This is a genomic window from Atribacterota bacterium (genome assembly GCA_039638595.1).
In the GTDB taxonomy this organism is placed as follows: domain Bacteria; phylum Atribacterota; class Atribacteria; order Atribacterales; family Caldatribacteriaceae; genus Profundicultor; species Profundicultor thermophilus.
The window spans coordinates 15,733-30,420 of record JBDIWM010000011.1 but is presented as its reverse complement, the minus strand read 5'-3'; the positions used below and the strand labels follow the sequence as shown (position 1 = coordinate 30,420).

General features: G+C 48.6%; 14 protein-coding genes and 1 pseudogene. 14 read left to right on the top strand and 1 reads right to left on the bottom strand.

The features are described from left to right. Positions 1-9 precede the first annotated feature (9 nt). Genes rpoZ through rpe form a run of 9 tightly spaced genes read left to right on the top strand, consistent with a single transcriptional unit; the run spans position 10 to position 8,644 of the window. Entirely contained in the window at positions 10-204 is a 195-nt protein-coding gene (rpoZ, locus tag ABDK92_04285; protein MEN3185840.1) for a DNA-directed RNA polymerase subunit omega, read from the top strand. Beyond that, positions 201-1,412, top strand: a complete 1,212-nt coding sequence (gene coaBC, locus ABDK92_04280; GenBank protein MEN3185839.1) for a bifunctional phosphopantothenoylcysteine decarboxylase/phosphopantothenate--cysteine ligase CoaBC — start codon at positions 201-203, stop codon at positions 1,410-1,412. Before rpoZ ends, coaBC begins: the two co-directional genes overlap by 4 nt. Positions 1,413-1,421: 9 nt before the next feature. Beyond that, positions 1,422-3,434, top strand: a complete 2,013-nt coding sequence (locus tag ABDK92_04275; GenBank protein ID MEN3185838.1) for a hypothetical protein — start codon at positions 1,422-1,424, stop codon at positions 3,432-3,434. 17 nt (positions 3,435-3,451) lie between these two features. Further along, positions 3,452-3,955, top strand: coding sequence for a peptide deformylase (gene def, locus ABDK92_04270; protein ID MEN3185837.1), 504 nt, complete (start codon positions 3,452-3,454; stop codon positions 3,953-3,955). 3 nt (positions 3,956-3,958) lie between these two features. Then, positions 3,959-4,894: a methionyl-tRNA formyltransferase gene (gene fmt, locus ABDK92_04265; protein MEN3185836.1), complete on the top strand. Its 936-nt coding sequence runs from the start codon at positions 3,959-3,961 to the stop codon at positions 4,892-4,894. Between the two features lie 14 nt (positions 4,895-4,908). After that, a complete protein-coding gene (locus ABDK92_04260; protein ID MEN3185835.1) occupies positions 4,909-5,592 on the top strand; it encodes a zinc metallopeptidase in 684 nt (227 codons plus the stop codon). Then, a complete protein-coding gene (locus tag ABDK92_04255; GenBank protein ID MEN3185834.1) occupies positions 5,589-6,923 on the top strand; it encodes a transcription antitermination factor NusB in 1,335 nt (444 codons plus the stop codon). Before ABDK92_04260 ends, ABDK92_04255 begins: the two co-directional genes overlap by 4 nt. Next, positions 6,920-7,960 (top strand): PASTA domain-containing protein, encoded by a 1,041-nt coding sequence (locus tag ABDK92_04250; GenBank protein MEN3185833.1) that lies wholly within the window; start codon positions 6,920-6,922, stop codon positions 7,958-7,960. The genes ABDK92_04255 and ABDK92_04250 overlap by 4 nt, the downstream gene beginning before the upstream one ends. Positions 7,961-7,978: 18 nt before the next feature. Further along, entirely contained in the window at positions 7,979-8,644 is a 666-nt protein-coding gene (rpe, locus tag ABDK92_04245; protein ID MEN3185832.1) for a ribulose-phosphate 3-epimerase, read from the top strand. Positions 8,645-8,676: 32 nt separating this feature from the next. On the opposite strand, the gene rpmB is transcribed toward rpe, so the two are convergent. After that, positions 8,677-8,862 carry a 50S ribosomal protein L28 gene (gene rpmB, locus ABDK92_04240; protein MEN3185831.1) on the bottom strand — a complete coding sequence of 62 codons (186 nt, stop codon included), beginning with the start codon at positions 8,860-8,862 and terminating at the stop codon, positions 8,677-8,679. Between the two features lie 149 nt (positions 8,863-9,011). Between rpmB and recG the strand changes: the two genes are divergently transcribed. From recG to ABDK92_04215, 5 genes and pseudogenes are all read left to right on the top strand, one after another. Then, positions 9,012-11,348 carry an ATP-dependent DNA helicase RecG gene (recG, locus tag ABDK92_04235; GenBank protein ID MEN3185830.1) on the top strand — a complete coding sequence of 779 codons (2,337 nt, stop codon included), beginning with the start codon at positions 9,012-9,014 and terminating at the stop codon, positions 11,346-11,348. A gap of 2 nt (positions 11,349-11,350) precedes the next feature. After that, positions 11,351-11,917: a 16S rRNA (guanine(966)-N(2))-methyltransferase RsmD gene (gene rsmD, locus ABDK92_04230; protein MEN3185829.1), complete on the top strand. Its 567-nt coding sequence runs from the start codon at positions 11,351-11,353 to the stop codon at positions 11,915-11,917. 14 nt (positions 11,918-11,931) lie between these two features. Continuing rightward, positions 11,932-12,405: pseudogene (coaD, locus tag ABDK92_04225) on the top strand (pantetheine-phosphate adenylyltransferase). Between the two features lie 34 nt (positions 12,406-12,439). Continuing rightward, on the top strand, positions 12,440-13,444 hold the full coding sequence (gene pta / locus ABDK92_04220; GenBank protein ID MEN3185828.1) for a phosphate acetyltransferase: 1,005 nt from the start codon (positions 12,440-12,442) through the stop codon (positions 13,442-13,444). 31 nt (positions 13,445-13,475) lie between these two features. Then, on the top strand, positions 13,476-14,684 hold the full coding sequence (locus ABDK92_04215; protein MEN3185827.1) for an acetate kinase: 1,209 nt from the start codon (positions 13,476-13,478) through the stop codon (positions 14,682-14,684). Positions 14,685-14,688: the final 4 nt, after the last annotated feature.

Here is a 14,688-nt window from a genome sequence, read left to right as displayed (position 1 = left end):
GGAAAGCATATGTTCTCTATTGATGATTTGGTGCGCAAGGTTGGTAATTCTTACGTCGCAGCTCTTGTGATTGCCAAAAGAGCAAGACAGCTTAATGAAGGAGCGATACCTCTTATTGAACTTAAGGAACCTCATAAGCCACTGTTTATTGCGCTGGCGGAACTGATGGCCGATAGATTCTCCTTTGATTTTGTCGAAGAATGATTGTGTACCATCCTCCGTACTTCTTTAAAGGGAAAAAAATCGCTCTGGGCGTAACGGGGAGTATTGCGGCGTTTAAGGCGGTTGGTTTGGCCAGTTATTTAACGAAAGCTCAAGCTCAGGTAACGGTGTGTATGACTGAACATGCTCGGCAGCTTGTTGGAGAAAGCACCTTTGAAGCCATTACCGGGAATCATGTCTATAGTGACCTCTTTGCTCGGGGAGGAAGTATCGTCCATATCGCCTTGGCTCGGGAGAGCGATGTCATCCTCATCGTTCCTGCCACCGCCAATATCATTGGTAAAATTGCCGCAGGAATTGCTGATGACCTTCTCAGCACCCTTACCTTAGTTGAGCCTCAGAAAGTCATCGTTGCTCCAGCGATGAATGTGAGTATGTGGAAAAACCCTCTGGTCCAGGAAAACCTGGATACGCTCCGTAGACGAGGAATCCGGGTTATCTTCCCGGTTTCTGGACTTTTAGCCTGCGGAGAAGAAGGAGAAGGGAGATTGCCCGAGCTTGAGGAGCTGGTGGAAGAAATTTTTTATTATCTCCATGTGCCCCGAAAACTCGAAGGAAAGAAGGTTCTGGTTACGGGTGGCGCAACTCGAGAGTGGATTGATCCGGTGCGGTTCATTTCCAATCCCAGCAGTGGTTTCATGGGGTGTGCTCTGGCGGCAGTGGCAAAAGCCTGGGGGGCAGAGGTCAGAATGATTCTAGGTGTTTCTTCGGTCCGTGTGCCTTCTTCGGTGGCGGTGGAAAGGGTGGAAACTGTTTTAGAGATGAAAGAGGCGCTGGAACGGAATTTCCCTCTTTGTGATATCCTTTTCATGAGTGCAGCGGTATCGGATTTCTGTCCTTCTTCCTGGAGTGCAGCCAAGATAAAAAAAGAGCACAAGACGAATCTTACTCTTTCGCTTCTGCCTGCTCCGGACCTTCTTGAAGGCCTCGCTCAAAAGAAGAAAAACCAAATTGTGGTTGGATTCTGCGCAGAAACCGAAAATCTTCTTTCAGAGGCAAAAAGGAAACTCGGGAAAAAGAATCTGGATATGATGGTGGCGAATCTGGTTGAAAAGGGGAAGAGTGGTTTTGAAGTACCCACCAACAAGGCCTGGATTGTAGAGCGGAATGGTCAGGAAATCGAGTTGCCTCTTCTGGATAAAAGAGAACTTGCCGAAGCGATTGTCACCCGTCTTGTTTCTCTTTTGTGAATCGCAAGTATGAAGGTTGTATCCCTCGCTTTACCGCTTCCCCTGTTTCGGGAGTTTTCCTATCTGGTTCCCCCTTCCTGGATTGATAGAGTGAAAGTCGGAAGTCTTGTGGAAGTTGAGTTCCACAAACGCCGTTTGATTGGTTTGGTGCATGCCTTCGAAGAGAAAGATACACATGAACTCAAACCGATTATCCGGGTTGTTCCCGTGTCACCTTGGATGGAGAAACGGATCGCCCTCGTTGAAAAGCTTGCTCAGATGTACTTTGCTCCTTTTGGGGAGGTGGCCAGTCTATTTTTTCCTCCTTTGTTGCGTTCTCTATGGCCACTTCTTGAAAGGCGGGCTTTTCTTGTCCGGGACCTGCCGGGATGGAATGGTTTCCCTCCCGGGGGCATGAACCTCTTTCTATTTCGTGAAACGTTCGGGTTGAGTGCATCCAGCTTACGGAAATTGTTCCGGGATGGTATTTTCCGGACCGAAGAAGAGGACTGGCAGCCCCGGGAGGTGATTTTTGGAGAGAGGGTTTTCCGCTTCTGGCGTATTGCTCTGAGAGAAGAGCGAATGGAATGGTTCAAGGGCTTAATTGCGAATGCATCAGGTGAGCGCAAGAAAGCACTCCTCATTTTTCCCGATTTTCAGAGTCTGGATACCTTTGAGGTGTTCCTGCGTAGCGAATTTCCAGAAAAACAGATTGTGAAATACGATAGTCGTTTGAGTGCCACCCGCAGGATGGTGGTGTACCGGCTGGTTGAGGAGAGTCAGTATGAAATTATTCTGGGAACAAGATTGGCGCTTTTTTTGCCCATTCCCGATGTATACCTTTATGTCCTTTTTGATCCAGAAGCCCAAGGGCATTATTCAGAAAAGACTCCTCACTATCATGCGCTCCAGATTCTTTATGAGAACGTGCAGCAGAGAGGGGGAACATTGCATGTTGTGGGAGTGGTCCCCTCTCTGTGGATTTATCACCGGTTGTGTAGGGGTGAGTTTCAGGAAGGCGATTTTGGGCATTCCCGTTTGGTGAGGACGAAAAAGGTCAAGACGATAGCGCTGGAAAAAAAGAGGCAACAACCCGCGATTGCTCCTTCGGTTCGGGAAAGCATTGCTCGGGCTTTGGCACGGGGGGAAAAAGTCCTGGTTTGGGTGCAGAAAACAGGGTATGCTGCGGCTTTGGGCTGTCGGGATTGCGGATTTTATTATCTCTGTTCGGATTGCGAAGTGGCCCTGAGGTATCATCTGGATTTCAAGATTTTGTTTTGCCCTCTCTGTGGGAAAAAAGTGAAGCCGGACGATGTCTGTCCCAGGTGTAGGGGAACGTTCTGGGAAGGATGGGGAGAAGGTATAGAAAAGATATATGAGGAATTGCAGAAGTATTTTCCCAAAAATCGTTTGTTGCGAGTTGACTCTGAGAGTCCTTGGAAGGAATCTCCCAAGGAGATACTGGAGTTTCCCGGTATTGTGGTTGGAACTTCGGGGATGCTGAAAGAAGACCTGTTGAGGGGAAGCGCTTTACTTGTCGTTCTTTCCTTTGAGGACTGGCTCTATCTCTCTGATTTCAATGCTCGAGATGAATTTTACGGTGAGCTGCATCGGGCTTTGTGGTTGATGGGAACCGATGCACAGAGTACTCCTCAGGTGCTCATTCAGGGTTCTTCAGAAGCTATTGCCAGAGTCGCGCGTTTTTTAAAACCTTGGAGGACTTTTTACGGGGAGAGTCTGCAAAAGAGAAAAGCACTGTGTTATCCTCCATTTTTTTGCCTGGTTCGGGTCATGGGTGAAAGCAGGAATAAGAATCGATGTATTTTGGTTTTGAATTCGTTACGAAGTATAATGGAAGAGAATGGAGTAGGCGTGACTGGACCTTTTCCAGGGGCCGGTTTGCGGAGAAGGGGAAAGTGGACCGAGGAGTTGGATTTCAATTTTGAAGAGGAACGTTTGAAAGAGGTGTTTGAGCTTTTTTCGTGCTGGATGGTTTCTGTGGAAAGGGAAAGAATCCAATGGCGCTTTGAGGTGTACAGGTAGGGGGAGGCTTTTGGAAAATGATCCGAACAATTGAACGATACGGGAGTGAAATCCTGAGGCAGAAGGCGCAACGAGTGGATCATGTGGATGGAGCGATTCGTGCCATTCTTCAGGATATGAAGGAAACAATGCATGCCTTTTCTGGAGTGGGGCTGGCCGGGAATCAGGTTAGAGTTCCGCTTCGCCTTATTACCTTCATTCATCCCGATACCAAAGAAGACCTAGTGCTGGTTAATCCAGAACTTCTATGGCAAAGCGAAGAGAGGGAGGTGGGTGAAGAAGGGTGCTTGAGTGTCCCTGAGATTTATGCCAAGGTAGAACGGAGCCGAAAAATAACGGTTCGAGGTCTCGATGAGCAAGGTAAAGAAATGGTTTTTGAAGCCGAGGGATTTTTGGCTCGTGTTCTGCAGCATGAAATCGACCATCTGGACGGGGTTCTTTTCGTGGACCACTTGAGTCCTTCACGGAGATTACTTTTGGGGAATAAGCTCAAAAAAATTGCCCGGGGTAATGGTGAATGATATATGAAGGTTGTTTTTATGGGTACCTCGCCCTTTGCAGTTTTGGTTCTTGAGGAGATGCTCAAAAGTAATGACTTTACCATCCAGACAGTTGTTACGAAACCAGCCTGCCGGGCTGGAAGAGGGCAAAAAATTGTGCCTTCACCGGTCTGTGTCAAGGCGCAAGAACGAGGAATCCCGGTTATGGAACCCCCTCGAGTCAACGATCCGAACTCGCTTGAGGCTTTTCGAGTTCTTCTTCCGGATATTGTGGTGGTGGCAGCCTACGGGCAGATTTTAAAACGGGCAATTCTTTCTCTTCCCCATCTTGGCTGTGTGAATGTGCATGCATCACTTTTACCCCGTTATCGAGGTGCTGACCCTATTCGATGGACTTTACTCAATGGAGATAAGGAGAGCGGGGTGAGCTTGATGCTTATGGATGAGGGGATTGATACTGGGCCTTTACTGGCTCAAAGAAGAGTCCAGATTGAAGAAGGTGACACGTATTCCTCTTTACTCCATAAACTGGGTATTTTGGGGGGGAAGATGGTTTGCGAAGTTCTTCCTCTTTGGGCGAAAGGGGCTATTACTCCCTTTTCACAGGAAGGCGAGGTTTCGTATGCCCCGATGATAACGAAAGAGATGGCCAAGATTTCGTGGGAAAAAGAAGCGCGGATCATCGTGAACCAGATACGGGCATTTTCCCTCTCTCCGGGGGCTTATACCTTCTTTCAAGAAAGGCGAGTTAAAATTCTGGAGGGGTTCCTTGCCGGTCAGGAAGGGAACTCTTTGTCGCCTGGCACGATATTGGACATTGAGAAGAAAAAGGGGATTGTAGTTCAGGCAGGAAGGGGTACGGTCGGCATCCGTACCGTCCAGGTGGAGGGCCGAAAACCCATGTCTTTCTGGGATTTTTATTGTGGATATCGACTGAAAGTTGGAGATCAGTTTCAATGAGGAGGTGAGACGGGGTGTTTTTCCTTCCCTTTGATTATACGTTTTTGTTGCTGATTCCAGCTCTGGTGCTCGCCTTTTATGCTCAGGGTAGGGTGACGAACACCTATGCGTTCCTTTCTCGGAAGCGCGCCCAGGCTGGTCTTTCCGGATGGCAGGTGGCTCAGGAGTTGTTGAATACTTTAGGTCTACACCTTAAGGTGGAAGAAATTCCCGGTTCGCTCACCGACCACTATGACCCCAGTAAAGGTGTGCTTCGTCTGTCTTCTTCGGTGGCGCGGGGTACATCGATTGCTGACTACGGGATTGTGGCACATGAAATCGGACATGTGATGCAAAAGAAGGAAGGGTATGCGCTTTTTGCCTTTCGTTCTGCTCTGGTTCCAGTGGCTGGTTTTGGCTCCCAGCTCGCGTTACCACTCTTTTTTATCGGGTTGATCTTTGTCATTCGCCCGCTTATGGACCTGGGGATTCTCTTTTTCAGTTTCGCCGTACTGTTTCAGCTGGCTACACTCCCGGTAGAGTACGATGCAAGCCGAAGAGCGATGGTTCTTTTGGAGAGAACAGGTCTTTTGGGTTTCGAAGAAAAACCGCTGGCACAGAAAATGCTCAGCGCTGCAGCATTGACCTATGTGGCGGCCGCAGCCGTGGCCGCTTTGCAGTTACTCCGACTCTTTTTACTCCGGGAGAGTCGTGATTGAGCGAACGATATCGCCTCGACGCGGTCTCGATTCTCAACCGGTTTTATCAGAGGAAGATTTGTTTCTTGGAAGAGGGATACAATGGGTTTTTTGCCAGACGTTTGTATTCCCCTCGAGAGCGGAGTCTTCTGGTAAGTGTGGTGCGGGGAACGGTGAAAACCAAGGCACACCTTGAAGGGATCCTTCGTGGCCATTTACCGAAATGGGAACGGCTGCCTCTGGCGATTCAGAATCTTCTTCGGTTGGCTCTGTTTCAGATGATTTTTCATTCGGGAATTCCGGTTTTCGCCACGGTTCATGAATGGGTGGAAGTAACCAAAAGTTTGCCAAATAGGGAATTTGTTCCTCTGGTGAACGCCGTTCTGAGGAAAGTTGGAGAAGAGATTCCCAACTATCGGGAAAAAGCGCTGGAGTGGGGCATGATACTGCCAGACTGGATAGAGGAGGAATGGAAAGCGCTTTTTCCAGAAGACCAAGCGGAAATCAAACGTTCTTTGATGCTCCCCCCTGAAACCCATGTTCGGGTGAATACCCTCCGTATCGGAAAAGATGCACTTCGAAAGCGGCTTGAGCACTATGGCATGCTGGTGGAAGAGATTCCCGGTCTCCCTTTCACCCTTCGAGTAGAGGGGGAATCGTCAGTCTTGTTTACCATTCCGGAGTGGCAAGAAGGACTTTTCTATCTCCAGGATGTGGGTTCGCAGGTGGTGACGATGCTCTGTAATCCCTCTGCTGGGGAGAGAATTGTGGATCTTTGTTGTGGGGTAGGAGGGAAATCGACGGCTTTTGCCCAACTGATGGGGGATCGGGGTGAAATTTTTGCCTGGGACTGGGACTCCAAAAAAATTGAGGTATTACGACATTTCATCTCCCGTATGGGAATAAAGAGTATTGTTCCAGCGGTCGTGGATGGATTCAAACCACCTGAGGAGTTTTTGGAGAGTGCTGACCGGGTTTTTCTCGATGCTCCCTGTTCCGGTTTGGGAACGTTACGCCGACATCCTGAGGTTTTAGAAAGAACGGACCAAAATACGGTCAGGGCATTGGCTGAAAAGCAACTGAATTTGTTGTTGTCGGCTTCTCGTTTAGTAAAAAGAGGAGGTATAATACTATATTGTGTTTGTGCTCTGAGCATGGAAGAGACCGAGGGTGTGGTGAGGAAGTTTGAGGAACAAATGAGAGGCGAATTTGAAAGAATTTCGGAACGAGTGATGGATGGCGAAGGAACAGCTTTTTCCCATTTCAGTCTGGTGAGCGATGGAGGTATCTTTATCCTCCCTCACCGGATGAGGAATGACGGATTTTTCGTAGCGATATGGAAGAAAAAGTGAGAGACCGGAGAAAAGAGGATACTTTGTCTTTGTTTGCCCGGGGTGTGGCGTATATTTTCCTTTTTGTCCTGGGGTTGGCCTTGAGTGCATATTTGAGTTTGGTGCTTTTCCAGTGGTACCTGGAAGGGGGTACGGTGGTGCTCCCAGACTTTCGAAGTCAGGACCTGATCGAAGTTATTAATAACGCGGCTCGGCTGGGTTTACAGGTGGAAGTAAAAAAACTGGAGTACGATCCCCAAACACCGTTGAATTTGGTGTTAAGTCAGGATCCTCAGCCAGGAAGCACGGTGAAAAGAGGGAGCCGAATTTGGGTGGTGGTGAATGGTGGGGGTACGATAGTTGGGCATGGTGGGGGTTCTTCAGGTGGTATGGCAATTGTTCCGGATCTACGAGAAAAGAATCTAGAGGAAGTCGAAATGATACTGCGTGAGCATGGATTACAATTAGGAAGGGTGGTTGAGGCAACCCATGACCGTGTTCCTCGTGGATATGTGATTTCTCAGAATCCACCTCCCCAAAGCAAGATTTTCCAGGGAGAAAAGGTGAATCTTCTCGTTAGCAAAGGAAGTGAAGCTGCACGGGATAACGCTGTGGTAAAAGTTCCTGACCTGGTCGGTCTGAAGCTTGAAGAGGCCAAAGTTCTTTTGGCTCAGGAAGGGCTTCGTGTTGGTACCGTGGAAGAAATACCAGCCGGAGAACGGCGGGCAGGGATTGTTGTTGACCAGAATCCTTCGTCTGGAGAGGAAGTGGAGGTAGGGCAAAGTATCAATGTATGGGTTAGCAAGGGTCCCTCAGAATCAGCTGGTTCTCAGGTGATGTCTGGGGCGAAGGAGTTGAGTTTGCGCTTTGTGTTGCCTGATTCTCGAGTTCCTATTGAGGTGAAGGTTGTGGTCAGTGATGAACTGGGGGAAAGGGTACTCTACGAGAAAACCCATCAGGGAGGGGAGCTGGTCGAGTTTTCTGCTCCCACGAAAGGCAAGGGAAAGGTGGTTATTTTCCTCAACGGCTACTATTATTGGGAAAAGGCTTTGGAGTAAATACGAAGGAGGAAAGGGATGGCAAAACTGGCACCTTCGATTCTATCCTGTGATTTTTCTCGTCTCCGCGAAGAGCTCCTTTTGGCAAAAGAGGGAGGAGCAGAGGTGATTCACATCGATGTGATGGATGGGCATTTCGTTCCTAATCTGACCTTTGGACCCTTGATGGTTGAAGCTGTGCGCAAAATTCTTCCTGAAGCCATCCTCGATGTGCACCTCATGATTTCCAATCCTCGTTCGTACATCAGAGATTTTGCTCAGGCTGGAGCCGACATGCTCAGTTTCCATGTGGAAGCGGTGGAGGATTTTGACGCTGTCATTCACGAAGTCGAAAAACAGGCATTGAAACCTGGTGTAGCGCTTTGTCCAGGAACACCCCTCAGTACGATTGACCATGTTCTGGAAAGACTGGCTTTTGTGCTCCTACTTACGGTGAACCCAGGATTTGGAGGACAGAAGTTCCTCGCTGGGATGGAGGAAAAGATTGTGGTTCTGAGAAGGAAGATTCGAGAGAAAGGGCTCTCCACCGACGTTGAAATTGATGGAGGCGTTAACGAACAAAACATCACCTTTTTAGCTTCTCGAGGGGCTTCTATCATCGTTGCAGGGTCTCTCATTTTTGCTCGTAAGGCAGAGATTCGAGAACGAGTGCGGCGGCTTTCAGAAATGATCCAGGCTTTTTAAAAGGAGCGTCCCGCTGGTTTTGGCGGGACGCTCTATGCCTTTTTCACTTTTCCTGCCTTGAGACAGGACGTACACACCGAAACCCTCTCTACCCTTCCGTTAATAAGGGTTCTTACTTTTTGAATATTGGGACGCCAAATTCGCCGGCTGACTTTGTGGGAGTGACTAATTTGGTGTCCAAAGACCGCCGTTTTTCCACAGATTTCGCATTTGGCCATTTTTCTCACCTTCTTGCGTATTTTGCGATAGCGATGAAAATATACCAGTTTTTCGGGTGAACTGCAAGCTTTTTATTTTTAATCTGTTGCAACACATTTTCTTGTCTGTCCTTCTGGTTATGGCTAAAATAGGGAGGGCTGGTAGAACTATGGAAGTGGACCAGAATAATCTCGTTTTGAAAATTCTCAATCGGGAAAAGCAGAAATGTGATGATACCTCCGTCATCGGCGGTTTTTCCTCTTTCCTGAAAAACTGGTTTACGCAGCAGGGGAGCGAAGAAGCCTTACAGTTTGTTCCGCTTCTTGAAGCATATCCTGCGCTGGGGATAGGCAAAAAAAGAGAACTTCTGGCCAAGATCGAGGATTTTCTGAATGGGAAAGTTATGGTGCCATCTCCGACCAAACTGGCTACCAAGAATTCGTTGCTTGACCTCCATCAGCCGGTGCGCTACCTCAAAGGAGTCGGTCCAGCTTTAGAGAAAAAGTTCCACCGTCTCGGGATTCGGACTGTAGAGGACCTCCTTTGTTTTTTCCCTCGAGCTTACCGGGACCGAGGTGAAATGAAGCCCATTGCAAAATTGACCGGGAAGTCCATAGAGACTATTCAGGGAGTGGTGGTTGACCATAAGCGACAGCATACCCGGAGGGGAATGCTTTTGAAGATTGTGGTACGGGACGACACCGGAGTGGTGACTCTGGTGTGTTTTAATCGGGATTACCTTGCTCAGGTTTTGCGTAAGGGGATACCAGTGCTTCTATGGGGCAATTTCCAACGCTCTTCGCAGGGATGGGAGACGGCCAACTTTGATTTTCAGATTCGAGATGGACATTCGGTGCCATTTGACCGCATCATTCCAGTTTACAGTCTCACCGAAGGGTTGAATCCAAAACGACTCCGATCTGTGCTCCTTTTTGCTCTGGACAGCTTTTTGCCCTTGGTGGAGGACGTATTACCGGTTACGATTCAAAAAAAATACGGTTTTCCTTCAAAAAGAGAAGCCATTCGTGAACTTCACTGTCCCAGTGTTTGGGAAGAAGGGCTGAATAGTCGTCGCAGTCGGGCACATGTTGCCCTCATTTTTGAAGAATTTTTGCTCTTTGCGTTGAGCCTCAAAATGAGACGTCTTCTTATGAGCCGGATTCAAGTTGAACCGTGTCCAGCAAAAGTCTCACTGGTAGAAAAGTTCCTCCAGGTACTGCCTTTTCAGCTCACTGGAGCGCAGAAGAGGGTTTATGGAGAAATTGTGCGTGACCTTACCAGCGGTAGGGTTATGAATCGCCTCATTCAGGGTGATGTTGGTTCGGGAAAAACGATTGTAGCCCTGCTCAGTGCTTTGCATGTCATTGGCTTTGGCAAACAGGTGGCTTTTATGGTTCCCACCGAAATTCTGGCGGAGCAGCACTATTTCCGTTCCAGAGACCTCTTGGCTTCTCTGGGGGTGCGGGTGAAATTGTTAAAGGGAGGAACAAGTAAAGGGAAGAACGCACTTCTTGAGGAAATCCGTGCGGGAGCAGTCGATCTGGTCATCGGTACCCATGCGCTCCTTGAAGAGAAGGTTACCTTTGGGAATCTGGGTTTGGTAATCGTCGACGAACAGCATCGTTTTGGAGTCATTCAGCGAGCGAGATTGAAAGAAAAAGCCACCATTCCCCATACCCTGGTTATGACTGCAACCCCTATTCCTCGCACTCTGGCCTTAACCCTTTATGGGGATCTCGATGTTTCGGTGGTCGACGAAAAGCCGGCCGGGAGAAAACCAGTGGAAACGGTCTGTTTTTCTCTGGGTGAACGCTTTAAGGCCTATCAGAGGTTGCGCAAAAAAGTTGAAGAAGGAAGACAGGGATACGTGGTATGTCCGGCCATTGAGGAGAGTGAGGAAGAAATAAGCAATGTCGAAGAAGTCCTGGAACTTTTACGATTGAAGTGGATGGCGGGGTTTCAAGTGGAAATGATTCATGGTCGCCTTCCTTCTCGAGAAAAGGAAGAAATCATGCGTCGCTTTGAAAAAGGTGAAATCCAGGTGTTGGTTGCCACTTCGGTTATTGAAGTTGGTATCGATGTTCCCAATGCCAGCGTCATGGTGATTGAAAATGCAGAGCGTTTTGGCCTTGCGCAACTCCACCAGTTACGAGGTCGTATAGGAAGAGGCTCGCAGGAAAGCCTGTGCATTCTTCTTGCTTCCCTCAACGGTGAAGACGTCCGTCGGAGGATGGAGGTCATGACTTCGACCAACGATGGTTTTCGAATTGCCGAAGAAGATTTGCGTCTTCGCGGTCCAGGAGAATTTTACGGAGTTCGACAGCATGGAGTTCCTGAGTTTAAACTGGCTAATCCGCTTGAGGATTGGCCAATCCTTGAAAAGGCCCATCGGGAAGCTGAATCGATCCTCCTTGAGGACCCCGGCCTGAGAGGGAAATACGCGCTTCTTAAGAATGCGGTGGAAAGGCATTTTGGAAGGTATCTTTTTCTGGGGGAAATTAGTTAGCAATGGGGTATCTCCATATCCTCGGTGGAACCATGAAGGGGAGAAAAATCATCACTCCGTCTGGAAGTGGAGTGAGGCCCATGCCTGGTGCGGTCCGGAAGTCAATTTTTGAAATTCTGCGCGCAGTCATTCCGCAGAAAACCGTTTACGATATCTTTGCGGGAAGTGGTATTCTGGGATTTGAGGCTTTGAGTCGAGGGGCAAAACGAGTGTATTTTCTGGAGAAACATCGTAAGACCTGTGCTCTATTGGAAGAAAATCTCGTTGCTTGTGGAATTGAAGACAAAGGCAAAGTATTATGTCTTGATTTTTTACTTTTGACCCATTTTCCCCGGTATTTAGAAAAGCCAGAAGTGGTCTTTTTTGATCCACCCTTCGCCGTTGATTGTTCCCGGGTGCTTGAGAAGATCGTGCAACTGAAGAGTTTTTTTCAGGACTCGTTGCTTATCATTCGATATCCAGAAAATCAGAATCCTTTCTTAGTTTGTCCTTGTTTCTGGAAGGAAGATTTGAGAAAATACGGAGAGAGTATAATATTCTTTGGGTATCTCAGAAAAAATCTGGTCTGAAAAGGAGTAGAGGAATGTTTACGGCCGTTTATCCGGGAAGTTTCGACCCCATTACCAATGGGCATCTTGATGTCATTGAACGAGGGCGTAAGCTCTTTGATAAGCTCATTGTGGCGATTTTAAGAAATCCCCAGAAAGTTCCTCTGTTCTCGATTGAAGAGCGGGAAGCCATGATTCGGGAAACAGTTAAAAGTTTTTCCAACGTGGAGGTCGCGGTTTTTGAGGGGCTGCTGGTGAAATTTGCCCGAGAGCGAGGGTGTCGAGTGATTGTTCGGGGGTTGCGAGCGATTTCCGATTACGAATATGAGACGCAGATTGCTTTAGTAAACCGGAAGATGGCGCCTGAGATTGAGACCGTATTCCTCCCCACCAGTGCGGAGTACTCCTATTTAAACTCTACAGTGGTCAAAGAAATTGCCCGTTTTCAAGGGTGTGTCAGGGAACTAGTGCCTTCGGTTGTGGAAGAAAAGCTGCGCGAGAAATTTAATACTCCTATTGAGAAGAGAAAGGGGTTTTTAGGGTATGGAAATCTTAGAGAAAATACGGGAAAAGGCGAGGGCTTTACACAAAACGGTTGTACTTCCTGAAAGCGGGGATGAACGGGTTTTAAAAGCAGCTCAAATGGCTGTCGATGAACACATTGCCTCGGTGATTTTGCTGGGTGATGAGGATACAGTTCGAAAGAGAGCCCAATCCCTGAATGTTGACCTGAGCCGTGTGGTTGTGGTGAATCCGCTAACTGACCCAAAGCGGGAACACTATGTAGAATCAATGTATGCGTTGAGGCGTTCCAAAGGGCTTACCAGGGAGCAGGCGGAAGAGGTTCTTCGGGAGAACACGATGTACTATGCCTGTATGATGCTGTACCACGGCGACGTGGATGGGGTGGTGGGGGGAGCAGTATTGACCACTCCGGATGTGATCCGGCCGGCGTTGCAGATTATCAAAACTGCCCCTGGAATTAAGCTGGCTTCCAGTTGTTTTTTGATGGTGTTTCCAGATTGTCCTTATGGTGAGAACGGGGTTTTCCTCTACGCTGATTGTGGACTCAATCCCAACCCCAATGCTGAGGAATTGGCCCATATTGCCGTTACGACCGCCAGAACCTGGCGTTCACTGATTGGAACTGAACCGAAGGTGGCGATGCTTTCCTTTTCCACCAAGGGAAGTGCGAAACACGAACTGGTTGATAAAGTGATCCAGGCGACGGAGACGGCTCGTTCTCTGGATCCTAAACTTCTTCTGGATGGGGAACTTCAGGGTGACGCAGCTTTGGTGCCGCAGGTTGCTCAAAAGAAGTCTCCAGGAAGTCAGGTGGCAGGGAGAGCGAATGTACTCATTTTCCCTGATCTCAACGCCGGAAATATTTGCTATAAACTGACCGAGCGCCTGGGAAAGGGGTCGGCAATCGGTCCTATTCTGCAGGGGGTGGCAAAGCCAGTCAACGACCTGTCAAGGGGATGTAAGGCTGAGGATATCCGGGACCAAATCGCTGTGACCGTTTTGCAAAGCCAGGTTTTAAGTTGACTGAAACCCATACGCGAAGGAGATGAGTCCGTTGAATGTGCTGGTGGTGAATTGTGGAAGTTCGACGGTGAAGTATCAGCTTTTTACTATGGATGGTGAAGATGCCTGCCAGGTTTTGGCCAAGGGGCTGGTGGAACGAATTGGGATTCCCGGTTCGCGGTTAGAGCACAAGTTTGAGGAAGGAGTGTTTGTTGAAGAAGGGGAGGTATCCAACCACCGTGTGGCTCTGGAATGGATTATTAAGGTCTTAACCCAGGGAGAGACCAGAGTCCTGGAGGATGTCTCAGAGATTCGGGCGGTGGGCCATCGGGTGGTCCACGGGGGAGAGCGATTTGTTGATTCGGTGCTCATTGACGAAGTGGTCCTTCGGACCATCAAAGAGTGTGCTGAACTGGCTCCTCTCCATAATCCTCCAAATATTCTGGGAATAGAAGCCTGCCAGGCTTTGATGCCAGGAGTTCCCCAAGTGGCGGTCTTTGACACGGCGTTTCATAGCACGATCCCTGAGTGGGCTTACATTTATGCCATTCCTTATGAGTACTATGAGAAGTATCGGATACGACGGTATGGTTTTCACGGCACTTCGCACCGCTATGTGGCCGAAAGAGCGGCCAAAATGATGGAAAAAAATTTAGAGAATTTAAAGCTCATTACCTGCCATATGGGGAGTGGGGTCAGTTTTGCTGCGGTGAAAGGTGGGAAATCAATCGATACTTCCATGGGTTTTACCCCTCTGGAAGGACTGGTCATGGGTACTCGCTCTGGTGACATTGACCCAGCTATTATCTTCTTTTTGATGGAAAAGGAAGGTCTTTCGGCCAAACAGGTGGAAGAAATTCTGAATAAGCGCAGTGGTGTCCTGGGCGTTTCGGGAGTGAGCAGCGACACACGAGATATTGAGGAGGCGGCGTCTTCTTCCAACCACCGGGCCCGTTTAACGCTGGAGATTATCGCCTACCGGGCCAAGAAATACATCGGGGCTTATTACGCCATTCTGGGTGGTCTGGATGGATTGGTTTTTACCGCGGGAATCGGTGAAAATTCATCGTTTATCAGGTATTCAATCTGTAAGGGCCTGGAACACCTGGGTATTCAGATCGATGAGGAACGGAATCGGGTGCGGAGAAAAGAGGCCTTTTTACACAGTGAACAGTCCAGAGTACAGATTATGCTCATTCCGACCAATGAGGAATTGATGATTGCTCGGGATACCTGGAGGATTGTTCAGCAAAAGAGGTGAGTGT